General features: G+C 35.3%; 24 protein-coding genes and 1 pseudogene. 3 read left to right on the top strand and 22 right to left on the bottom strand.

From position 1 onward, the window contains the following. Positions 1-32 precede the first annotated feature (32 nt). On the bottom strand, positions 33-914 hold the full coding sequence (locus tag BHU61_RS00675) for an Ig-like domain-containing protein (RefSeq protein ID WP_111714161.1): 882 nt from the start codon (positions 912-914) through the stop codon (positions 33-35). Positions 915-1,025: 111 nt separating this feature from the next. Further along, complete coding sequence (locus BHU61_RS00670; RefSeq protein WP_111714160.1) at positions 1,026-1,508, bottom strand: DUF805 domain-containing protein; 483 nt, start codon at positions 1,506-1,508, stop codon at positions 1,026-1,028. A 139-nt stretch (positions 1,509-1,647) separates the two neighbouring features. On the opposite strand from BHU61_RS00670, the gene isaB reads away from it, so the two are divergent. Beyond that, positions 1,648-2,238: an immunodominant staphylococcal antigen IsaB family protein gene (gene isaB / locus BHU61_RS00665; RefSeq protein WP_111714159.1), complete on the top strand. Its 591-nt coding sequence runs from the start codon at positions 1,648-1,650 to the stop codon at positions 2,236-2,238. Between the two features lie 270 nt (positions 2,239-2,508). Here isaB and BHU61_RS00660 read toward each other — a convergent pair whose 3' ends face one another. From BHU61_RS00660 to BHU61_RS00650, 3 genes are all read right to left on the bottom strand, one after another. Further along, on the bottom strand, positions 2,509-3,078 hold the full coding sequence (locus tag BHU61_RS00660; protein ID WP_111714158.1) for a hypothetical protein: 570 nt from the start codon (positions 3,076-3,078) through the stop codon (positions 2,509-2,511). A gap of 106 nt (positions 3,079-3,184) precedes the next feature. Further along, positions 3,185-4,819, bottom strand: a complete 1,635-nt coding sequence (locus BHU61_RS00655) for a hypothetical protein (RefSeq protein ID WP_111714157.1) — start codon at positions 4,817-4,819, stop codon at positions 3,185-3,187. Between the two features lie 316 nt (positions 4,820-5,135). After that, positions 5,136-5,930 carry a GNAT family N-acetyltransferase gene (locus BHU61_RS00650; RefSeq protein ID WP_111714156.1) on the bottom strand — a complete coding sequence of 265 codons (795 nt, stop codon included), beginning with the start codon at positions 5,928-5,930 and terminating at the stop codon, positions 5,136-5,138. 294 nt (positions 5,931-6,224) lie between these two features. Here BHU61_RS00650 and BHU61_RS00645 point away from each other — a divergent pair, with 294 nt between their 5' ends. Beyond that, entirely contained in the window at positions 6,225-6,653 is a 429-nt protein-coding gene (locus BHU61_RS00645) for a hypothetical protein (RefSeq protein ID WP_111714155.1), read from the top strand. A 12-nt stretch (positions 6,654-6,665) separates the two neighbouring features. On the opposite strand, the gene BHU61_RS00640 is transcribed toward BHU61_RS00645, so the two are convergent. From BHU61_RS00640 to dhaK, 5 genes are all read right to left on the bottom strand, one after another. Beyond that, positions 6,666-7,607, bottom strand: a complete 942-nt coding sequence (locus tag BHU61_RS00640) for a hypothetical protein (protein WP_146608853.1) — start codon at positions 7,605-7,607, stop codon at positions 6,666-6,668. Between the two features lie 101 nt (positions 7,608-7,708). After that, positions 7,709-7,858 carry a hypothetical protein gene (locus tag BHU61_RS13335; protein ID WP_157742209.1) on the bottom strand — a complete coding sequence of 50 codons (150 nt, stop codon included), beginning with the start codon at positions 7,856-7,858 and terminating at the stop codon, positions 7,709-7,711. A gap of 75 nt (positions 7,859-7,933) precedes the next feature. Continuing rightward, a complete protein-coding gene (dhaM, locus tag BHU61_RS00635; protein WP_111714153.1) occupies positions 7,934-8,299 on the bottom strand; it encodes a dihydroxyacetone kinase phosphoryl donor subunit DhaM in 366 nt (121 codons plus the stop codon). After that, a complete protein-coding gene (gene dhaL, locus BHU61_RS00630; RefSeq protein ID WP_111714152.1) occupies positions 8,299-8,877 on the bottom strand; it encodes a dihydroxyacetone kinase subunit DhaL in 579 nt (192 codons plus the stop codon). Before dhaL ends, dhaM begins: the two co-directional genes overlap by 1 nt. Positions 8,878-8,888: 11 nt before the next feature. Next, positions 8,889-9,854 carry a dihydroxyacetone kinase subunit DhaK gene (gene dhaK / locus BHU61_RS00625; RefSeq protein ID WP_111714151.1) on the bottom strand — a complete coding sequence of 322 codons (966 nt, stop codon included), beginning with the start codon at positions 9,852-9,854 and terminating at the stop codon, positions 8,889-8,891. Between the two features lie 139 nt (positions 9,855-9,993). Here dhaK and BHU61_RS00620 point away from each other — a divergent pair, with 139 nt between their 5' ends. After that, on the top strand, positions 9,994-12,063 hold the full coding sequence (locus BHU61_RS00620) for a RecQ family ATP-dependent DNA helicase (RefSeq protein ID WP_111714150.1): 2,070 nt from the start codon (positions 9,994-9,996) through the stop codon (positions 12,061-12,063). 510 nt (positions 12,064-12,573) lie between these two features. Here BHU61_RS00620 and BHU61_RS00615 read toward each other — a convergent pair. The 12 genes and pseudogenes from BHU61_RS00615 to BHU61_RS00560 form a co-directional block, all read right to left on the bottom strand. Then, complete coding sequence (locus BHU61_RS00615; RefSeq protein ID WP_111714149.1) at positions 12,574-13,725, bottom strand: M20 metallopeptidase family protein; 1,152 nt, start codon at positions 13,723-13,725, stop codon at positions 12,574-12,576. Between the two features lies 1 nt (position 13,726). Then, positions 13,727-15,259 carry an AbgT family transporter gene (locus BHU61_RS00610; protein ID WP_111714148.1) on the bottom strand — a complete coding sequence of 511 codons (1,533 nt, stop codon included), beginning with the start codon at positions 15,257-15,259 and terminating at the stop codon, positions 13,727-13,729. Positions 15,260-15,431: 172 nt separating this feature from the next. Beyond that, positions 15,432-16,466: an ABC transporter ATP-binding protein gene (locus tag BHU61_RS00605; protein ID WP_111714147.1), complete on the bottom strand. Its 1,035-nt coding sequence runs from the start codon at positions 16,464-16,466 to the stop codon at positions 15,432-15,434. After that, on the bottom strand, positions 16,466-17,182 hold the full coding sequence (locus tag BHU61_RS00600) for an HAD family hydrolase (protein WP_111714146.1): 717 nt from the start codon (positions 17,180-17,182) through the stop codon (positions 16,466-16,468). Before BHU61_RS00600 ends, BHU61_RS00605 begins: the two co-directional genes overlap by 1 nt. Continuing rightward, a complete protein-coding gene (locus tag BHU61_RS00595) occupies positions 17,172-18,494 on the bottom strand; it encodes a CehA/McbA family metallohydrolase (RefSeq protein ID WP_111714145.1) in 1,323 nt (440 codons plus the stop codon). Before BHU61_RS00595 ends, BHU61_RS00600 begins: the two co-directional genes overlap by 11 nt. Before the next feature lie 15 nt (positions 18,495-18,509). Beyond that, on the bottom strand, positions 18,510-19,832 hold the full coding sequence (locus BHU61_RS00590) for an ABC transporter substrate-binding protein (RefSeq protein ID WP_111714144.1): 1,323 nt from the start codon (positions 19,830-19,832) through the stop codon (positions 18,510-18,512). Between the two features lie 33 nt (positions 19,833-19,865). Continuing rightward, positions 19,866-20,690, bottom strand: coding sequence for a carbohydrate ABC transporter permease (locus BHU61_RS00585; protein ID WP_111714143.1), 825 nt, complete (start codon positions 20,688-20,690; stop codon positions 19,866-19,868). Then, entirely contained in the window at positions 20,687-21,577 is an 891-nt protein-coding gene (locus BHU61_RS00580; RefSeq protein WP_111714142.1) for a carbohydrate ABC transporter permease, read from the bottom strand. Before BHU61_RS00580 ends, BHU61_RS00585 begins: the two co-directional genes overlap by 4 nt. A 119-nt stretch (positions 21,578-21,696) precedes the next feature. Then, positions 21,697-22,455: a DeoR/GlpR family DNA-binding transcription regulator gene (locus BHU61_RS00575; RefSeq protein WP_111714141.1), complete on the bottom strand. Its 759-nt coding sequence runs from the start codon at positions 22,453-22,455 to the stop codon at positions 21,697-21,699. A 188-nt stretch (positions 22,456-22,643) separates the two neighbouring features. Next, positions 22,644-22,844, bottom strand: a pseudogene (locus tag BHU61_RS00570) (sodium/glutamate symporter); the annotation flags it as partial. Next, positions 22,829-22,975, bottom strand: coding sequence for a hypothetical protein (locus BHU61_RS00565; protein ID WP_199798203.1), 147 nt, complete (start codon positions 22,973-22,975; stop codon positions 22,829-22,831). The pseudogene BHU61_RS00570 and the gene BHU61_RS00565, both read right to left, overlap by 16 nt. A gap of 71 nt (positions 22,976-23,046) precedes the next feature. Beyond that, positions 23,047-23,943, bottom strand: a complete 897-nt coding sequence (locus BHU61_RS00560; RefSeq protein WP_199798202.1) for a carbohydrate kinase family protein — start codon at positions 23,941-23,943, stop codon at positions 23,047-23,049. Positions 23,944-23,993 lie beyond the last annotated feature (50 nt).

Genomic DNA, 23,993 nt, shown 5'->3' with positions numbered 1-23,993 from the left:
ACGCACAACCATCATGGTTGTGCGTGTCTTTATTATTGATATTTTTTCATAATTGCTTTCAGTTTAGATTGTGCTGCTTTATCTTTTGAAACAATCATATTGTAACCTTTACCTGGTGTGAATGTTCCGCCATATCCGTTATCATTATATTCACCAAAACCAGCTGAGAAACTCATATGTTCACGTTTTTTCTTCAGTTCATAAACTACGCCGTTATCACCCAGTACATATTTTGTAACATAAGTCTTAGGTTTAGCAATGTTAAAATAGCCCTCAGCTGTATACGTGTTATATCCGTCTTTAGAGTAACCATACTGATTATCTTTAGGACTATAGAAAGCTACGCCTCCGATAGCGTGTAACCCAAATGCATAATAGCCTGGATTATTAAAATCCTGCACCTGCATATGACCATGAGGTGTTCCAGCATACCAATCTCCTTTTCCTGCAGCTCCGTGATCAAAGAATTTAGTCGTCACAGCTTTACGTTCTTTCTTTGCCTTAACCGATGCCCATTTCACGAAGTCATTAGTAATTGCGTAACGTTCTGCTAAAGTAAATTTCTTCACTGCTAATTGCTTTTTCTTTTTATAGTTACCCGTTACAGTTACTTTCGTTTCGGGACTTTTTGTACCTTTAGCTGTCTTATAGAATACGCGTAGCACAGTACCTTTTTTCTGAGGTTGAATCGAAACATTAGCACTACCATATTTACCGACTTTCCCTTTACCTAAAGATTTTCCACCTTTATAAATATAAACCGTACTATTCTTTGCTGCATCTACATCCACAAACCCAGCAGTATTACTTACTTTCCAAACTATTTCAGGCTTCTTTAAAGCGGCATTTGTTTCTCCACCAATTAAGGATGACACTAGCGTTGCACCAAGCACTACAGGTAATAATTTTTTCATGATTTAAACCTCCAAGGTTAATTTTGTATTCGGTTTCATTATACACAAATTATTTCTTTATTACGCTCAGTCCGAAGGTTTATTTACAAAATATTTACAAATGAGTTGATATTAATATTCGCTGCCCTTTTTAAATGAAAATATACATAACATATAAAAGAAATAAATAATCGGCAGCAGTATAATAACGTAAAATATTATTTCTATCCATATCACATCTCCAGGTAAACCTTGCCCCATAATCGCAAATAATAAAATATAGAATGTATAACATACTGGAAAAAATCCAATTAGCATCGCATGAATACCCTCAATCTTTAAATCATTACATCTACGCATCATTAATGAGATGAGCGGAATTAAAAATACGACTACAATCAAAAGATGATATAACTGCCAGTTTAAATCGAATAACATCTCAAACAAAGGTGTCTTCAAATTAAATCCCAGTTTCGGTAATCCAAGCATCGGACCAATCGTAAATACTAAGATGATACATAAGATGTGTGGCCAGAACCCCATATTAAATTCTGTTCTGTTTGAACGACCTTTGAAGTTAAATGCATTTTTCCAGAAGTTGATATAAGCATCCATTGTATCACTCCTTTTATATTATTCTAGCATTATATATACTCATCTAAACCTTAAATTTACCTTAAATTTCAAATGATTCTCTATATTTTTACAGTTTTTCTTCTTATACTAAAAGAAAAAAAGGAAGAGGGGATAATTTATGAAAAATTTATTAAAAGTCGGAATTGCTTCAACACTTCTACTTGGTCTAACACCTGCTGTCGCTGATGCTAAGATACCTGTGAAGTCCTCAACGAAGACTGTTGCACCTTATTACAAATGGAATGGTTACACAGGTTACAGCCACAAATTCGTACTGGATAAAGATTTCAAACGTGCGTTACTGAACTCAAACGTAACGGTAAATGGTATGAAAGTAACTAAGAGTGTCACTGCTAAACAAGCTGATCCTGCGCTGATGGCATTAGCAAAATACAATGAACATAAAAAGTTCAACAGCAAATTATTAACTAAGAAATATGACACACTTGGTCTTAAAGCTGGTAAAGAGTATTTCGTTATTCAGATGCCAGTACAAAAAGGAAAAGTTTCATTAGCACAAATTAAGAAGTTGTATGGAAAATATGAAATTGAAGAAGGTCAACTAAAAGATAGTAAGACTAAAAAATTCTATACTGAATCTTATGTTATCAGAACAAAATCTGGTTCAGCAGAATTCCATTTCGATAAAAATGAAAAATTAAATAAAGTATATATCCTTTCTACAACTACGATTACTTTTGGATATTAATTTTTTAACAGCTGCTATTTACATAGAAAGTTACTATAGTTTACAGTGCTCACTGCTTCATTTGTGTTAGGAATTTTTCTTTATCAACTTGAACATTATTATGGCTTTGGACAAGTTACACATGCTTTCGTTGCAATCATTTTAGCTCTTATTAATATCTATGAAATAATTAAATTTTTCAAAGCACAGCACCGATATAGTTAAAAACGCCTATCCTTCTGGATAAGCGTTTTTAATTTATATTCTAGTTATACGGTGAAGCAAAATTTTTTATTTTTTTTTATTTAATGCTTTCTCTATCTCAATAATCTTATCAATCATCAGCTGTGCCGCTTCTGTATCACTGATATGTTTTGGAATGATGGTTATCTTATCTTTCGGGATTTCACTTTCGTAACCCTGAACATATTGCTCCTCTATAAAAGAATGAGACATAAGCTGCAATGCTTCCTTACTAATAAATAATTTATTGATATATAATACACTTTTACAATCATAATTATTGCCGAAGCTTGCCATACTCTCAATCGTGTCATCTCCCACATTTGAGAAGAATACTAAAGTATCCGTATCATAGGCATCATAAATGTAATCAAGGTCCCAGTCATCTAACGTATATGTATCATAGTCATCAAATTGATTGAAAAAGATATCTTTTTCTGCCAGATAATCTTTAATATCCTGCAAATCCTCGCTATCTTTAAAACGAGTACCTAAGTGAATACGATATCCTTTGTCATTTAAAGGTAACGCAAGCGCAAGTGGCATCGTATTTAAAATTTCAGACATACTGTCGGATGCTAATTTTTCTTTAAATACCTCTCCAATTACGAAAATCATACCATCACTCCTTCTTATGATAATCTTAGCTAAAAATAATTATATTTACACGTTATATAGAGAGAAATAATAAAAAAGAAGCCCACTATAAATAGTGAGCTCAATATTAATTAAAATATTGTCCTTCTGGCCTATTGATAAAAATCGGAACTGTCCCACCTGCATTTCCAATCACTATCTGGAAACCATTATTTTTATTCGTATTATATATTTTCACTGGTCCCAATAAGTCATCATTTACAATTTCAGTTGGTTCACCAAAAACTTTGTTAAATTCAGCATCAGTCATTTCTACACCTGGGGTTATGTAAATTGCACCGACTCTATCATCTTGACCCATCGCTAAAGATATATCACCAACTCTATCTAGCCCACCTTGATGCATATCATAACCTCGGTTCTTTTCAACCGGACCATATAATGCCTCTACTTCTTCTCGAGTCATACCAACCTTTATTCCTGCAAAATCTTCAGTATGCGCTTCATGGAAGAAATACTGTTTAAATGCAGGGTCTTTAATATCAATTTTCCCGTTTTCATCTATAAAGCTGTACTGACTTTTTGTTTTTGTCTTGTTTTCTTTACTTTTTGAAGTAGGTTTAGACACTGATTTACCTGCTAATACTTCTGAAGCAATCTTCTTAATTTCAGGATCAGTTGTTTCTTTAAATTCTGGCATCATATCAGATTCAAATCCCCATGATTCAGTGTATAGCGCAAAATATCCTAATCCTTGATTACCTTTGAAGTGATATTCGTATACTTTACCGTTATTCGCTAATAAATAAATGGTTGTATCAGAATCAGAAGTCATCATACCAGTGATACCTTCAGCTGTAACTGTATCATATGACGCGTCATGTTCCCCTATCGTGCCATCTTTGGCATCGTACATGACAACTCCTGCATCTGCAATAATATCGTGTACATCGGCACCTGGATTAAGCATCGTTTGTAATAAGATTAACCCATCCTCAGTATTGGTGAATATATCTGTCGAGATTCCTCCACCATGGTTTAAGTATCTGCCGGTAACAGCTTTACCTTTATCTTCTGCATAATTAATCATTGCAGATTTAAATTTTTCATATATTGATTTATCAGTTGCAGTATCATCACTTGATTCTTGCATACCTTTACCATCATTAATTTGAGCTAGACCTACTAAATAGTCGTTGTCATCAAAAGCTGCTCGAATTTTGAAACCGTTATTATCGTTATCATTGTATTCTAAAGTATTAAATGGATATACTGGCTCGTCACTAGGATTCGCATATACTCTTATGAATTCACTCTTTGTAATTTTCTTATTAGGATTAATGACAATCTGACGTACTTTATTTTGATTATCATAGTTTACTGCATATACGTCATATAATGCACTCGTCTTTAATCCATAAAGATCATTACCTTTACCAAGTGACGGACCGTAAATTGCTTCAACTTCATCTTTAGTCATACCAAATTTAATCTTATCCACGGCAAATCTATGATCATTTCGCATATACATCGAATGAAAAGACGATGTCATAATATCAGTTTTACCTGTTTTCTTTGCTGAAGACTTTGTAACAATCTTCTTTTCAGATGAATTTTTAGTTTCACTGTTCTTCGTATTCGTAGTATCGTTTGATGCATTATTACTTTCTATTTTTGTCGCACCTTTATCCTGAGTTTTTTCTTCTCCACATGCAGCTAATAATGTCGTTAAAGACAAAGCAATGATTAATGATTTTTTCATACATATCCTCCAGAACGATTTAATTACTTTTATTTTACAATTATTGAGCTATAATATGTAAAAATATCTAGAATTAATGTACATGTTTGAACTATTCTTGATTAGTTTTTACAATTGATAATATTTAAGGAAGATTAATGGCCGATATTTTCATTTTATCGGCCATCATTTTATGAAATCGGCCGAAAAATAAAATTCATGGCCGATATTTTCGTTTTATCGGCCATCATTTATGAAATCGATGGAAATCCAAGATTCATGCCGATAAATTCAATTTATCGGCCATGATTCACTCAATCACTTTATTTAAAATTTTTCAATTATCCGCTGACGGCACGCGCAACAATTCATAACGTTCACTCACTAACTCGTACCCTTGTCTTTGATACATTTCTCTTGGTGAGTCATTACCGTCAGCAATTAAGATAACCCGCTTACCAACTTGTTCTGCATAATGCCATATTGCTTGTTGTAATGCTGTTCCAACGCCCTGCTTACGCATTGCATCCAACACGTAGAAATCATCTAATTCCACATACTGCGCACTTTCCACCGCTTCAACTTTACCAGCTGGAAATCCATGCTGATACCCAACAAACTGCAGGATTTGCGGGTTCAATAAATCACGTCGATGCGTGCGCTCTTTCAGATCAGCAAATTCCTCACCATACTCTAAGTCCCCTTCACGACATATTTGAAGAAAGTCCAGGAATACATCATCATCGTTTAATACTTGAACAACTTCAATCTCTGAATCCTTTGATTTCGGCATCTCTTTCAATAAATAAAGCTCCATCTTTTCAACAATAAATCCTAAAGCCTTTGCTTCCTCCTGCAACGCATCATTCAGCACTTCATTCTCAGGAAATATAAACAGGGCATGTTTTTGTCCACGTTGTTCATGAAATGTCTTTTGCGTTTCATAGTCTGTCATAAAAGTATCAACATCCGGCGTCACTTTATATTGAAAGTAATTGGCATAATATTTAACGAGCTGGCTCGGTGTGTGGTAATGAATATATCTTTCGTTTTCTTCAAATACGTCAGCGTCATTATGCGTATTTGCAAAACTAGGTTGAATGACTGCTTTGTTTATATTTTGATCTCCCATGTTATTCTCCCCTTATCATTTTATATTTATCATACTAAAATGTACTAAAAAAGACCCGTATCATCTGCGATAAGAATCATTTTGTTGATAAGGATTATAGTATCTATCTTGCCTTATTGCTTTCGGATTTGGTCCCCATTTGTTTGTTCCAGGTTCAAAATCTTGAGCACACCACACGATGCACCATATAGTGAGTACTAAATTTACAACAAATGCAATAAGTTGAAAACTATCACTCTTCCTTTTATAACCATTTAAAGATATAATATACATAAAAAGTAAAAGAGGTGCGTTATGACTAAGAAGATTTCTTTAAAAATCCTCATGTTCACATTATTCTATCTCGTCTTAATGATATGGATGATTAATATCGGAATATATAAAGATCTCATATTACTTTCATTTATGATTCTTTATTACTTTACTTCAGTTAGACAATTAATTGCTGAGTATAAAACTAAAATGATAGATCCTGCCAACAAAATAGCAATTCATAAAGCAAATATAGTTAACTTTCGTAATAATATTATAGAAAGTACCATAATCTTTATTATTTACGGAACAATCATTTATTTTAGACATGAACCAGATTTATTTCTCAGTCCATATTTCATGATCATCTTTTATCCTGCAGCTAACATATTCGCTCAAGGTGTGCGCTACTTTATGGAGAAAGAAGAACTTCAAATTGCACTGAACAAAAGAAAAACCACTTCACATTAGAAGTGGTTCACTTTATTTCACAGCGATAATGATATTATCGCTGACTTTTTTATGTTTAAACTTGTCTGCATGTTCGAAATCATCATTGAAAATAATATGATATTCATTACCTTTTACAGCATATTTGAACTCGTAATCGATAATCGATTCATTAAATCCTGCAAGCGTAAATTTATGATAAATACCTGCTGTATTATCCTTTAAAACAGGAATCACCGTATATTCATCTACAGGACCATATTTATTTCTGTAAAAGAAAAAGGTTGCTTCACCATTATTCAACTTTGCAACAAGTTGACCCGTTGTTGACACTTGCTTCAATACCGCATTTGCTGCAGTTTGTGGATCATTATACTTTCTTAAAGATGCGTCAGTACCGATACGATTATTCTCACTATCCAGCCATTCACCGTTATTTCCGATCAACGTCACATCTTTTTTCAGTGTTTTATCCATTAATACCCCGCGCTTACCGTCATCACTCTTCATAAAGAGATGACCTGGATTATCACTTCTATCAATAGCACCAGATTGATAATCAAGTTTACCTGCAGGTGTATTAATCGACCAGGTATTATCAATAAATTTGTTATCTTTCATATATTGATGACTGATAACCTTCGGAAACGCCACCTTTGTCTTTCCAGTCTTATCAAATGTTAAGTAACTATTCATAATGTAACCAACTTTGTTTCCCATATATGTTCTTAAATTAAAATAGCTACCATCTTTTAATTTAAAGAAGTCATTACGCATTGATAAATCATCCAATTGTTCCATTGCAAGTTCATCAACATGTAATTTAGCTTCATCGTAATATTGATATGAATCTTTAATCTTTTTAATATCTTTCGTTGCGACAATAGATTGCTCTTTCTGCATATTATGAACTACAAAAAATGCTGCTATCGACAATAAAAATATCACAGCTAAACTGATTAATACACGTTTCATTTCATCACTCATCTCTCATTTACTTCCATCATTATACATTAACTTGATAAATATGTATATTGCCTATAAAAAGAAAACGCCCTATAAAGGACGTCTAAACTTTATTTATCTTGATCTTCTTTACTAACCTTCTTCTCACCAGGCTGTAATTCAAGCTGATCTTTAACCTTTTCGTTCATTTCACCATCAATAACTGATTCTGGCATGACTTCACGTCTGTTACTTGTTGTATCTTTATCAACGTTTGACATCTACATCGCCTCCACATTTTGATAGTTAACTATACCCTCAAATACGTAAAGTATACATAAATAGTATCATTCAAGTTATGCTTTCACTTTAAAATTATCTTCTAAACTTTTTAATATTTCATCTTTAGATTTTCCAATCTTGCTTTCAACAGCAGCTAAAAATGCACCTTCTACGATTGGATAGTGTGCGATTTCAATGTTTGGATAATCTGCTAATTCTAAAGCCATTTCAATGTTCATCTTACTTGATCCGATATCATAGAAACAAAGTGCATCGTCTGTCACACTTTCAAATAACGCATTGATATTATCAATCGAAGTACCAATGTCCCCATCTATACCGCCAGTGACTTTAATTGCAACACCATCAGCCATCTGTTCAAGCAATGCTTTAATACCTTGTGCGATTTCATGACTATGACTCACTATTAGTATTTCCATTAACGTACCTCCTCAAGTAATGCGTCTAAAATATACACTGCACTTTGAGCGCCTGGATCGACGACACCTTTTGATTTTTCTTTAAAGTAAGCTGCACGGCCTTTCGTCGCTTCAATATCTTTCGTATCTTCAGCAAATTGTTGTAACTCAGCACTTGTCGGAATATTACCAGCTTGAATTGCTTCACTAACGGGTTTCAATACGTCATACATTGTCTTTTCGCCGCCTTCAACTTTTCCGCGTGCTTTCACCGCTTCAGCAAATTCATTGATTAATTTTCCGATATTTTCTTTTGTAATTTCCTCTTCTGCAACTTGAGACATCTTTACAAATGAAAATCCGTATAATGGTCCTGATGCACCACCAACAGCACTCATCAATGTCATACCACATGATTTTAATATATCCGGTACTGTATCTCCAGTTAACTTCTCATCTACAGCTTTAAATCCTCGCAACATATTAACACCGTGATCTCCGTCACCTATCTCACGGTCTAAATTAGTTAACTTCGTCTCATTTTTTTCAAATTGAGATAATAATCCTTTTAATACTTCAGTCAATCTTTGTGCATCCATCATTCCCACTCCTAGTTAAAATATTTACTCTCTGTTTCACTTTCTAGAGCTGATAATAGCGCTTCATCGTATTTCAGTACTGTAATAGAAAATCCCTGCATATCGAGTGCAGTCATAAAGTTACCTACATAAAGTTTCTTAATCGCTTTTCCTTGTGCTTCAAAGTATTGATTTAAATAATATGCAGTAACACTCAGCTCGCTATCCGGTGTACCGCCCATACCATTAAGCATAACAATTGAATCATTAAAATCTAACTGACCTTCTATCTCTTTCATCATTCTTGCGATAATCAAATCAATTGATTCAATTTTTTCACGATAAATACCTTTCTCACCGTGAATACCAATACCAATTTCCATTTCATCATCAGCGAGATCAAATCCATATTGCCCAGTTGTTGGTACCATACAAGGTTCTATTGCCATACCTATCGTCGCCATATTTGATAATATCGCTTCTACTTTTTCTTTAACTTCTTCTAACGCCAATCCTTGATCAGCATAATAACCTGCAACTTTATGCACAAATACTGTACCAGCTACACCGCGACGTTGCTCTTTATTATCGATTGCAATATCATCTGCTACTATCACACGATCTACTTTAATGCCTTCCATTTCAGCAAGTTCCATAGCCATTTCGAAGTTCATAACGTCACCGGCATAATTTTTTACAATCAGTAGCACACCTTCATCCGTTGCAACTGCTTTAATCGCCTCTAAAATCTTATCTGGTGTAGGGGAAGTAAATATTTCGCCACATACTGCTGCATCTAACATCCCTTCAGCAACATAACCCGCATGTGCAGGTTCATGACCGCTTCCTCCTCCTGAAACTAATGCAACACCTTTTTCTTTACGTTCTTTCCTTACGATAACTGAATCAGCAATTACTTCATGTGCTTTGTCAGCAAGTGCTATTCCTTTTAACATGTCACTTACAAATTGCGTTTTATCTTTCATTAACTTCTTCATATTTTATCGCCTCCATTTAATTACATTATAAACCTGTTCAAATGATAACGCTAACAATAGCAGTGCCAACACTTCGCTAACAAATTCAAATATCACAAATGTTATAATATGAATATCATTAACTACGGAGGTCACCTCAATGGATTTTAAACAGCGCGCGGTAGAGATGTTACATGAAACATACGGAGCTGAAGCTAACTTTCGAGAAGGTCAACTGGAAGCGATATTAGCGGTAGTAAATAAACAGAAGACGCTGGTGATTCAAAAGACTGGCTGGGGGAAATCGATTGTATACTTCATCGCTACTAAGTTATTAAGAGAAAATGGTAGCGGTCCTGCTGTTATCATCAGTCCTTTACTTGCATTAATGCACAATCAAATTGATGCTGCTGCTAAACTTGGTTTAGATGTCGTAACGATCAATAGCAATAACAAAGATGAATGGGATGATATTTATGCACGGCTTAGTGCGGTTGATGCCATTATTGTTTCTCCTGAGAAATTATCTGATGCAAGATTTATTGAAGCATTATCACAAGTGAATGATATCGAGCTTATTGTAGTAGACGAAGCACACTCTATTTCAGATTGGGGTCATGACTTCAGACCTGATTATCAGCGTATTGTGAACCTCGTTAAAGATTTACCAGATTCAATCGCAATTCTTGGCACAACTGCAACAGCAAACGATCGTGTCATTGAAGATATTAAATCGCAACTCGGAAATCTCCAGGTATTTCGTGGTGATTTAATCCGTTCAAATATTTCGATTCAAGTGAACCCAGCACAATCGAAGGCAGAACGACTTGCTTTCTTAGCGGCATCTCTCACAGAGCATCCTTTTTTGAACAAAGAACAAGGTATCATCTATTGTCTTACGAAGAAAGAGTGTATTTCTGTAGCACAGTTCTTAATTGAACAAGGTATCTCGGCCGCACCTTATTATTCAGGTATGCAGAACGAATATGGCGAAGATACTAGCGTAACTACGCTTGAAGCATTTCATAACGGGGAAGTACGTGTAATTGTTGCAACAGTGAAGCTTGGTATGGGGTACGATAAATCAAATATCGGTTTCGTTATTCATTTCCAGCTGCCACAAAACTTAATTTCATATTATCAGCAGATTGGACGTGCAGGACGTAACGGTAAACCAGCGCTTGCAATGCTACTTCATGGTGATGAAGATGAAGCGATCATCAACGCATTTATAGAAAGTGCGAATAAAGACCCGAAATTATTATCAGAAATATTAACGCGCATTAGCCAGCATCCTGAAGGTATGACCAGAAACGATATTCTGCCTCACTTCAATATGAATGTCACAAAGCTTGGGTCGGTACTTAAATACTTATTCGTCCATGAATACATATTGATGGATAAGCGAAAGTACGTCATCAATCCAGATAAACCCTTTAATGCTGAAGAGAATGCACAATTACAGCAGCAGTTAAACGTAACGCGTTTACAGGAACTCGAGCATTTAAAGCGATTTATCAATTACGACGGTTGTTATATGAAATATATCGCTGACGAACTTGATGCACCAGATAAACAGGAAAAGTGTGGTATTTGTGCACATTGTAGAAATCGTGAATTCATAACGATAGATAAAAATCATCCAATGCTATCTATCGCAAGCCAGTATAAGAATAAATTACACGGGGAAATCTCACCGCGTAAACGCTGGTCGAATAATAAAAAGATTGATGAATCATTACAATTTAAGACAGGATGGACGTATACAACAGATGCCTATTCACCTGTCGGCCATAAATTTATGTATGAACGCGACAATCTTCATTTCTCAGAACAGACGACTTTACAGATCAGCCAATTCCTTAAAGACATGATACAAGAACATCAGATTGACGCTATCGTAGCAGTTCCAAGTTTGAGACGACCTAAGCTCACTAACAAACTTGCACAAGCTGTAGCTGAGTATAACCATATCGAATATATCGATGCAGTCGTAAAAATAAAGCCTGGTTACAAACAAAGCGAGATGCATAACTCAATCATGCAGGAAAGAAATATCCAGGAAACCATTGCTATTCAAAACGAAGATTTAATAGAAGACAAACACATACTACTCATTGACGATACCGTCAATTCCCGCTGGACAATGACAGTCGTCGCATCAAAACTTTTAGTTCATGCAAAAGCGGTATATCCATTCGCACTTGTGAATACGGGTGCCGGAGAATAAAAAAACTGCCTTTTTTAATACATTATATTAGTATTATTATATAAAATTCAGCAATATATTTAACAAATATATCCTATTTTGATTTATCCTCCAAAATTAAACAGTTATAATATAGAAAAATTATAAGGGGATAGATAGTATGATTCATTGGTATATACTATCTACTACTTATTCCCTTATTCGTATATGTGGATACAATTACTCAAATTAAACGTCGCTTCGAAAATGTGAATGCCCAAAAGCAGCTCATCAGTGAATGGTTATTATAAGATGCAGCAACATATTCAGGCTTTATTATCTTTGTCGTTATTACTGGGTACTTTGTCATTCACTTCTCGCCATATCACATCCCAGGATTAAATGCATTAATTGGCTTTCTTATTACATATACGCTTATCGCAATCGGAAAGTGGTTGAGATGTTTAGAAGATTATTTAGATAGAAAGCGTGGCAATCTTCAATGAAAAACAGTGCGCTGAATGTTTCAGCGCACTGTTTCTTCAGTTTCTTTTATTTATAGTTTAATGCGATATTGACAAACATTTCAAATGCTACTTTAAAGCTTGATTCATCTATTCCAAATTTAGGGTGGTGATGCGGATAATCAAATCCTTCACTGCCGCTTCCTATAAAGATATATACGCATGGCGCTACTTGTTGATACGCACTGAAATCTTCGCCTCCCATCATCGTTGGCTCAGAGACAACTTTTCCCGGGTAATTACATTCTGCAATTTCTCTTACCCATTGTGTATGTGCTTCATCATTATAAACTGCATCATATCCTATCGTATAATCTATTTTATGGGTTGCACCATTTGCCAGACATAGATGTTCTATTGTCTTTTCAATTTGTGATTTACATATTTCTCTATTTTCAGCTGTTGTTGTCCTCACTGACCCTGCCAATGTAACTTTATCCGGAATAACATTAGCACCATTAACATTGCCTGCTAAAAATACTGTATTCGATACGACTACGGGTTCAAATGGATCTACTTTTCTTGATACAATGCTTTGAATTTCATTGACGAAGTGACTACCTATCAGCAGCGGATCTATCGTTTTATTCGGCTGACTGGCATGTCCACCTCTACCTTGAATTTCAATTTGGTATAAGTCTGAATTGGCGCTTGCAGGACCTGATTTTATATCAATATACCCAAGTGGCAATGTTGCCCATATATGATGTCCATATATAAAGTCAAATCCTTCAAAATAGCCTGTTTCAACTAATTCACGTGCACCACCAGGAATTAATTCCTCAGCATGCTGAAAGATACAATGTATCTCATTTGTCAGTTCATGTGCATGATCATTAAAGTAATGTGCAGCACCGAGTAAGACTGCTGTATGCACGTCATGTCCACATGCATGCATAAGGCCATCATGTTGTGACATAAAGTCTAAATCAGTACGTTCTTCCTGTATCGGAAGTGCATCAATGTCTGCACGCAAACCAATTTTTTTATTACCACCTTTATTAAAAACACCGATAGTTCCCGTTTCAGTTAATTCAATTACTTCACAGTGTTCTAAACTACGAAGCACATCCCTTATATATTTTGTCGTTTCGTATTCTTTAAATGACGGTTCTGGATTCTGGTGTAAATGTCTGCGATATTGTATTACTTTATCTTCGTATTCCTGATAATCTATCATATTAATTTCCTCCTAAATGAATCGGTCCACCTGGTCCCACTGGAATGCCTAAGTAAAACCATACAAGTAATAGAATCGTCCAGAAGATACCGAATGCAACAGAATACGGCATTAATGCTGCAATCATCGTTCCTAAGCCGATATCCTTTTGATACTTCTGAGCATACGATAATAGCAATGGTAGATATGGCATCATCGGTGTAATCGGATTTGTTATCGAATCCCCTACTCGGTAAATAACTTGTGTAAATGCAGGGTGAATACCTAAAAGCATCAGCATCGGAACTAAAATTGGTGCGAGTATTGCCCATTTCGCTGAGGCACTACCTATCAACATGTTTATAAATCCAGACAAAATTAGTATACCTAGTATTAATACGATACCATTCTGCCCTTTTAGTAATTCAGCACCTTTAATTGCGATAATTGTTCCTAAATTACTCCACGTAAAGAATGCCAGCATCTGTGCAGCAAAGAATACGATCACAATAAAGCCACCCATCGAGCTCATTGATTCTGCAAGCATTTCAGAGAACTTACGTGTTGAACGCATCGTTCCAGCAACAATTCCATAAACCAATCCTGGAACTAAGAATAGAACTGTAATAATTGGTACAATCCCATTCATTAACGGTGAATCATCAATTAATGAACCTGTCTTTGCATTGCGTAATAAACCACTTTCAGGTATCGCTAAAAGTGCTACAACTGCCATTGCAACAAGTACACTAATATTGGCAAATAACATTGCTTTACGCTCTCTATCTGATACGTGATTCTCTTCGGCACCTTCCTCAATATGTCCTGTGTACTTACCAAACCTCGGAATAACTATCTTTGACGTTACAAACCATGCTACAAATAATAACAAGACCGTTGATGCACATAAGAAATAATAATTCATTGCAGCATTCACTTTCACACTGCCATCTATAAGTTTTGTTGCAGGTTCTGTAAATGACACAGCTAGTGCATCAGTCATACCTATTACTAAACTTGCAGAGAATCCACCAAGCGCAGCTGCATATGCCATTACAAGTCCCGCAATTGGGTGATAACCAAGCTTTATAAACACTAATGCTGCAATAGGCGGTAAGACGATTGTTGCTGCATCTCCTGCAGCATTTCCCATAATACCTACAAATATAATAATCGGAATTATAATTTTGCGTGGTGTCTTCTCAATCGTATATTTCATTAACGTTTCAAAGTATCCTGTCTTCTCAGCAATACCAACACCTATCATCACGACAAGTACTAATCCTAAAGGTGGAAAGGCAGCGAAATTCGGGACCGCTTCTGAAATAATTTTCGCAATACCATCAGGCGTTAATAAGTTAACTGCTTTCACTACTTTTCCATCGGTAGGATTCTTTGCTGATAGACCAAAGAAACTCGCTATTGTTGATGCCACTAAGATAATGGCACAAAGACTAATAAAGATAACAACTGGATCAGGTAATCTATTACCGGCTTTTTCAATCATGTCTAAAAACTTGTCCATCATACTTTTCTTTTTTACATTCTCACTCATTACATCTCCTCCATTTAATTATTAGAAAATTCAGTTAAGGATAACTTAATTACTATAATATCGATAATATTTAGTGATTTCAAATCATTTAATACGATATCGTACTAAAGAGTATTAAATGATTGCTGTCACTTAAGTTAAAAAAACCGAACAAAGTATCTTTGTCCGGTAGTTATGCGATGACTGCACCTTGTTCTGCATCAAAGTATTTAATTTTATCTTGTTTAATACGAACATGAATGACATCTCCAATATTCAATGGTAATTGCTCATTGAATTTGGCGATACATTTCTCATCGCTAATATTAAAGTTCACAATTGTCGTATCACCTAATATTTCACATGCGGTAACTGTTACTGCAGTTCCATTTTGATCAATGTACACATCTTCAGGTCTAAACCCTACATCAATCGTTTGATGATTAATCGTTGCAGGGAGACTGAAATCACCAAACTTAATCGCGTTATCAATTAAATGTCCTCTAACAATATTCATTGCTGGACTTCCCATAAAGTTTGCTACAAATTTATTGGCGGGATTATTGTATATTTCTAACGGTGTACCGATTTGTTGAATATGACCGTCATTTAAGACCATAATGCGATCACTCATCGTCATTGCTTCGACTTGATCATGTGTAACATAAATCATCGTCATCCCCAGTCGTTGCTGTAACTGACGTAGTTCTACACGCATTTGGCCTCTCAGCTTTGCATCTAAGTTAGATAATGGTTCATCCATCAGACATATCTTTGATTCACTTACAATTGCACGAGCAAGTGCTACACGTTGACGTTGTCCTCCTGACAGTTCACCTGGCTTCTTCTTTAAATAACTTTCTAATCCAACAAGCTTTGCCGCTTCCATCATCTTTTGCTGACGATCACTTTTAGGCACTTTTCTATTTTCCAGGGTAAATAATATATTCTTCTCTACCGTCATATGAGGATAAAGCGCATAGTTTTGAACTACCATCGATAGACTTCTATCTTTCGGATGTAAATGATTTGCTAACGTATCATTTATAAATAACTTACCTTCAGTAATATCTTCTAATCCTGCAATCATCTTAAGCAGAGTACTTTTCCCGCAACCACTAGGTCCTACAAGTACAAAGAACTCACCAGCAGCTACTTCAAAGTTAATATCTTTTAAAACCCATTGCTCTTTGTGATATCTTTTATTTATATTTTCTACTTTCAGCATTAAAATCCCTCTTCCCAAATCAATTGGTCGTCTTTAATTAATTCTGTCACATCATTTAATATAATATCTGCTTCGTGCAAATGTTCATGCTTACTCGTCCCACTTAATACACCTATCGTAAGTCCAATATTGCCATTCTTACCTAACTGCATATCGATAGGTGTATCACCAACCATAATCATTTCATTCGTCTTAATTTGATATTTTGCTATAAGTGAATCCAGTATTAAATGATTAGGTTTTTGCACAGGGACTCTGTCACTTGTGATAATTTCATTAAAGTAATGGCGAATATCAAACTTTGTTAAGAAATTATCGGTACTAATATAATCATCCGCTGTAATAACTGCTAACAGGTAACCTTTTTCCTGTAATTTTTTCAGTACAACGTCCGTGCCTTTAATCATTTCAAGCTGATGTTCATATTGATTGGCGAGTGCGTCCATATTTTTGCGCGTCCATGTTTCAACTCTTGCATCATTAGTGTAACCTTTAAACACCTTGATAATGTCGTTTGTTGTGCCACTTGATAATATGCCAGCAGGTTCGATGTAATCTGCACCTAAGCCTAATGCTTGTAATATATCTTCTTTATCAACTTGAACATCATACGAATTTATAAAGCTGTCTACAATATTATGACCAATTTTTACCCATACTGATTCGAATCTAAGCAGGGTACCATCTTTATCGAATATGACTAACTTATACTTCATACATCAATGCCTTCACTTCTTTATATGTTGTTGTAGTACGTTCGATTACACCTTGATAAATTGGATTTGTAAATGCTATTAGCTCTTCGTTCCTTAGTTCAAATCTAAAGAAATCATTAGGCTCAACTTCAATATTAAATGTAGCAACATTATTTTCTAAAGCAGCAACATAGCGTTTATCTTTCGTAAATAGCGTTACTTCTGCCGTTATAGGTTCTCCTTTAACTTCAAATGACACTAGTAAGTTACCACTTGTATTCATTGTCTCACCAAACATTACTGCTTTATCATTTACAGTAACGCTGAATGCTTCAACATCCATAAATCTCGTTACGAATACATGGCCATTTCGGATACTTTGGAGTAAATTGTCTTTATTTAGTCCATCACAATATACATGTGTTGTCGGATCATTTAATGCATTTGTTCTATTGTTATCTTTCACATCAATTAGATGATGGAAATCACTACCTCCAACTGCTGTAATGCGATGCCCCGTTACAAGTGATGCGTGCCAGAACTTTAAAGCATCTTCTGTTGCCTGAGGATTATCCTTATAACTTGGATCATTCCATAATTCAAGACTATCAATCTTCGTTAAATCCAGTTCATCATGTAACCATGACCAAATTGTCAAGAATGGATGGTTAATGCTCACTAACGTACCTTTATCACGCATTCTATCCATCAAACGATGCGTGCCTTCAATAGATTCAATATTATAGTCATCTGAATACATATCGATGGTATCCTGAAGGTTTAATGCATTCCAATGCCCTGTATTACCTGTAAACTCAACACCTGGAAGTACTAACAGATCACTCTCTGGCCATATTGTATGGTAAAAGTTATGATCTGTAATAAAGAAGAAATCTAAGCCCACTTCCTTTGCATGTGCAACCAATTCACCTGGTGTTAAACTACCATCAGTAAGGTTCGTATGCGCATGCAAGTCGCCTTTATAAAAACGTTTGTCTGTTATACTTTTATCTGTCATACTCTGAATAATATGATGATGCTCTTCGATATGCGCAGGCTTACCATCAGTTACTTCAACATTAACAATCGGCATCGTAAACTTCTGCACGTCCATTACGACGTAAGTAAGATCGCTATCATCAAATAATTGTGATTGCCCATAAGATACATCTGCTAAATCAACCACTAATTCAGCATCTCTACCGATATATTGATACACTAATGTATCACCCTGATACAAACGGACATAAGTCCAGAATTCACATTGTATATTAAAAGTAATAAGAGGATATTGGAATCCTCTTATTGAAATTGTACCTATAGCTTTGTTCATTTGACTGGCCCCTTACTATTTAGCACTATTATCTAAAGCTGCTTGTGCTTCTTTTTGTGCTTCATCTAATACTTCTTTCGCTGACTTACCTTCAATTTCCATTTTGTCAGCTGCTTTTTTGATTGCATCTTGTATCTTGCCGCCAGTTGGATCGATAAATAAGCTTGAAGCATGTTCTGCCTGCTCAATAGGCTTTAAGATTTGTGGATGTTTCTTAGCGTAAGCTTTAAATTTTGCATCATCTTTTGCTGAACTTCTCACTGCGATATAACCAGTATTCATTGACCAGTCTGCAGTATTTTCTGCCTTCTCAAAGAATTTGATAAATTCAAATGCCGCTGCTTTTTGTTTCGCTTCAGCTTTAGATGGAATCGCTAACTGTTGACTTGATGCAACCGGTGCACCTTTCTTACCATTAAATCCAGGTTGCTCAGCAGCTGCTAATATTTTGAAGTCAAGATCTCCCTGGTCACCTGATGAACCGATATAACCTGCAGATTTTCCTTGCATTACTTCATCAATCGTTTTATACCAATATTCCCAACCTTGGCCACCTGAATTGATTTTCATCGTCTTATCCTTGTTAATACCGCGATCAATAATTGACCATGCTTCTACCCACTCTTTAGAGTTGATCATTACTTTCTTACCTGATTCGTCAATTACTTTCCCACCGTTAGAGAAAGCCATATCCATTAAGTTGTCAGCACCCCACATTGGCGACCAACCATAACGTTCAACTTTATTGCCAGATTTCTTAGTTAATTTCTTTGCTGCTGCTTCAAATTTCGTCCAGTCTTTAAAGATATCTTCAGTTAATCCCGCTTCCTTTAAAGCATCTTTACGGTAATACATTAATTGTGTTGTACCGTATGCTGGTAACGTGAATTGCTTATCTTCAAACTGTCCATCCTTTAAGAATGTCTCAATAATATCTTTCGTTTCATAATCATCTTTTACATCAATGTATGGCGTTAACTCTGTTAAAATCTTTTTCTTTGCCATAATCTTACCAGTGTCCGTTGTTGTTAAAATTAAAGCAGGTGTCTTACCACTTGCGACAGCAGCTTGTAATTTCTTATAAGTTTCATCATAATCTGCTTGCTGAACACCTTTTACTACAACTTTATCTTGTGATTTATTAAAGGCCTCGATTTTCTCCTTCATTTGATCGCCTAATTTACCACCTAGACCATACCAGAACTCGATTTCTACCTTGTCACCTTTTTTTAACTCTACAACCTTACCATTAGATCCACCATTTGAAGTACCACCGCAACCTGCTAATGTTGTTGCTAATACAATAGAAGATAAACCTGCATAAATAAACTTTTTCATTTTTTCTTTCTCCCTTAGTTTATGATTAATAATTTATTTAATACCATTGTCTGAAATACCACTTACAAATACCTTTTGAATCGCAAAGAACAAGATGAGTAACGGTAAGATAGTAAACGTTGAAGCTGCCATTACTTCCGGCCACTTCACACCGTATGCTCCACCTTCAATAAAGAATTGTCTTAAACCATTCGTTATCAACATCTTATCTTGAGATTGCAAGATTAACGAAGGCCATAGATAACTGTTGTAATTCTGTACAAAGCTGATCAACATAAACGTAACAAATGTCGGTTTCGTTAACGGAAACATAATTCTAAATAAAATCTTAAAGTGACTCGCACCATCAATCAGTGCAGCTTGAATCACCTCTTTAGAAATCTGTTTGAATGCCTGTCTGAATAAAAACACACCGTAAACACTCGCTGCACTCGAAATAATTAATCCGATATGACTGTCAATTAAATTTAATTTACTCAAAATAATATAGCTCGGTACGTAAGTTGCCGCAGCAGGTAACATATACGTTCCCATGACAATCGAGAACAACGTATGTTTACCTTTCCATTGCATTTGAGTCAGTGCATAAGCAAATAATGCTGAAGTCACTGTTTGAATTAATACAATCGCAATAGACGTGTACGTACTATTCCATATGTATGTTGCAAACGGTGCTGAATGAAAAGCTTCATTAAATGTCTGCCATTTCGGTGATGCAGGAAACAATTTAAATGGCACCTGGAATATCTCATCTTTCGTCTTTAACGCGCTGAGAATCATCCATAGAAACGGAAAGAACATCAGGAAACTTGCAAGCGCTAATATTACATGTCTAATCGTTAAATTGAATTTCCTCATTGATAATGCACCCACTTCTTAGAAACATAGAACTGTATTGCTGAAAGTATCGCTGTAATTACAATTAATATCGTTGCAAGTGCTGTCGCACGACCCATATTGTATTCTTCAAAGGCCATCTGATAATACATGTACAGTATCGTTCTAGTAGAACCTGCCGGACCTCCTTGCGTTAATATCTGGAACTGGTCATAAGCTTGCAGGGCATCAATTGCCAGAATAATCACTAAGAAAAATGTCGTAGGTGAGATCATAGGTAATGTAATCTTCATTAACTGTCTAAATGGTGGTGTACCATCAATTGATGCAGCCTGATAAAGTTCTTTCGGCACTTTCTTTAAAGCATCTAAATAAAAAATCATCGCCCAGCCAATACCTTTCCAAACTGTGACAATAATAACGGCAACCATCGCCCACTGTGATGATTGTAGCCATCCAGGTTGTCCTAAATGAAGCATCCCTAACACTTGATTGAGAATACCTATTTTTGGTTCAAAGATCCATGACCAGACAATTGACACAGCAACCATCGGCGTAATCCACGGCGAGAATAATAATGTTCTGTATATGCCACCGAGATGAATCTTCTTCACAACAAGCAACGCGAAACATAACCCCAATACTAAAGTAGGAATTGTCGTTCCAACGACAAAGTAAAATGTATTCCATAGTACTTTGTAAAATTGCTCATCAGTTAAAATACTTTGATAATTACCTAATGCAACCATATTGTATTCTTCACTCATAAAATCCCAATCTGTAAAGCTGATATAAAAGCTATAGAACATCGGAAAAATCCAGAATGCTGTTAATGGAATTAAACAAGGCAGAATAAAACATAATAAAGTCAGCCAATTGCTTTTTAATAACTTCTTATTCTTGTTCATGTTGATCTCCTTTCAATGCTAATATACAAGGTAATTATGTATTCAATGTTAATAATATGTAAATTATGTGTAAACACATAAAAAACACACAAATTAATTTGTGTGTTTAATCCATCCATCTATATAATTTTATATTTACTCGCATATTTCTCTTTTATATTTTCAGCCAATCGCTCATCACTAATTATTACATCACATAATTGATCATCTCCCAGATGTATAAGGGATACATTATCAAACTTACTATGATCAGCAACAGCCACAACAGTTTGCGCACGAGAATGAAATGCTTTCTTGATCTTTACCTCTTCCATACCGTAATCTGTAAAACCTTTGTGCATATCAATACCACTTAAACTCATGAAGAATAAATCAATATTATATTTGCTAATATGCTCAATCGCAACATCCCCAATAATACAACGTTCCTGATTATATAACACGCCACCTGGCACAATAACTGTGAAAGTTGTTATTTTAGCAACAATCTCTATGATGGGAAGACTGTTGGTAATAATGGTTAAGCGGTTAAACTTCCTGGCAAGACATCTCGCAATCGCTGTATTTGTCGTACTCACATCTAATGCAATGGACATTCCCTCTTTTACAAACTGCGTTGCCTTTCTGGCAATCTCTTTCTTCTCTTCTGCATATAAATTCTCACGCTCTATGAAATTCTTCTCCACATCCGACTTCGGTTCAATATATTCAGCACCACCATGTACTCGCTTTAACTTCCCTTGCAATTCTAATGCTTCAAAATCACGGCGTATCGTTTCGAAAGACACATTCAATAAATGTGCAGTTTCTTTAGAGCGAAGTTTCTTATGCTTTAACAATAAATTTAAAATTTCATTATATCTCTCATCAACAGTCACAATACACACTCCTTTTTGTGCATTTACACAGTAATACTTATACATTCCCACAAATCCAAATATTATGCAATAATATTAAATTTTAATGTAGATGGGGATAAGTGCTGATGATCATGATAATACTCTGTAATAATCTAACAAAAAAACAAAAAGCCCAGAAAAAAATTCTGAGCTTTTACATATTTGTATTAACTGAATAAATTTATTGTCATAATAATGATTGGTACTGAAAATACATCAATTAAAAATGCACCTACAACAGGTACGATTAAAAATGCTCTTTGTGAAGGTCCGAATAATTTTGTAACGGAGTCCATATTGGCCATAGCGTTAGGTGTTGCACCTAATCCGTGAGCTAAGAATCCGTCTACCATCACTGCACTGTCATACCATCAACTCCAGCTGCTCCTTTGTTTGCCTTAACTCTTTTTATTGCCTCATTGAGATTCTCATCATTTACAACAAGCTCCATCAGAGATGCAGAACTTAAAGTTAATGCACTAATAGCAATTTTTTTCATTTCATTTTCCTCCAATGCGATTTACCTAAATCATACTATCATTTACAGAAAACAACAATCTATTTCGAATATTAATTATGCATAAGTTGACGTAGTGTTTCATACTCAGCGTTCTCCAAATGCACACCATTCACACCGACCACTTTACTCGATACTAGATTTGCAAAATCAATGGCTTCATGTAGTGTTTTCTCGGCGCTTAATGCTGCCATTACGCCACCAGTATGACTATCTCCAGCGCCTATTGTATCAACGACCTCAGCTTTATATCCTGTTACACTGTGCAGCTTACCATCATAATAAATTACACCCTCTGTACCAGTCGTCACAATGACTGTATTATGTGTCCAGTCATACATTTTTTGTACCGCTTCTTCTATATTTTCTATCCCGGTTAATTCTTTTATTTCCTGTTCATTTAAATGAATGATCGGAGACAACGCGTAAAGTGCTTCCATTTTCCTCTGTTCAATTAATTTACCTCGAGGACCCGGACAGAAGATAATCTGACCTGAAACTTCTTTCAACATTTCTATAATCTTATCGCCATCTGTTTCTTCAATCTCCAATCCACACACATAAATATAATCAAATGAAGTCATATCTAAATCCGTTACCCATTCTGGATTAAATGAATACTCCACGCCGTGATGGGACAAGAATGTTCTATCACCATTTTCTTCAACGAAACAATAACAACATCCATTCGCACCACTTAGATGTATTTCACTTTGTATACCTAGACGATTCAATTCTTTCTTCACAAAATCACCATACATACCTGTTCCTACTGGTGATATAAAAGTATAATCTACACCCATCTGATGCAATACATTCACAACGTTAAACGCACACCCACCTACTGCCATCATCTGCTTTTTAATATGTTCATCACCTTGACTCGTCGGTAATCTATCCATGTAAATCATAATATCAGCAACAGTTGATCCAATCACTAAACACTTCATAAGCACACCTACCTTTATTAAATTCATTTTATAACAGTTTCATCAATTAA

It is taken from the genome of Macrococcus epidermidis, assembly GCF_003259695.1.
Taxonomy (GTDB): domain Bacteria; phylum Bacillota; class Bacilli; order Staphylococcales; family Staphylococcaceae; genus Macrococcoides; species Macrococcoides epidermidis.
This window is presented reverse-complemented; position numbering and strand designations above follow the sequence as displayed.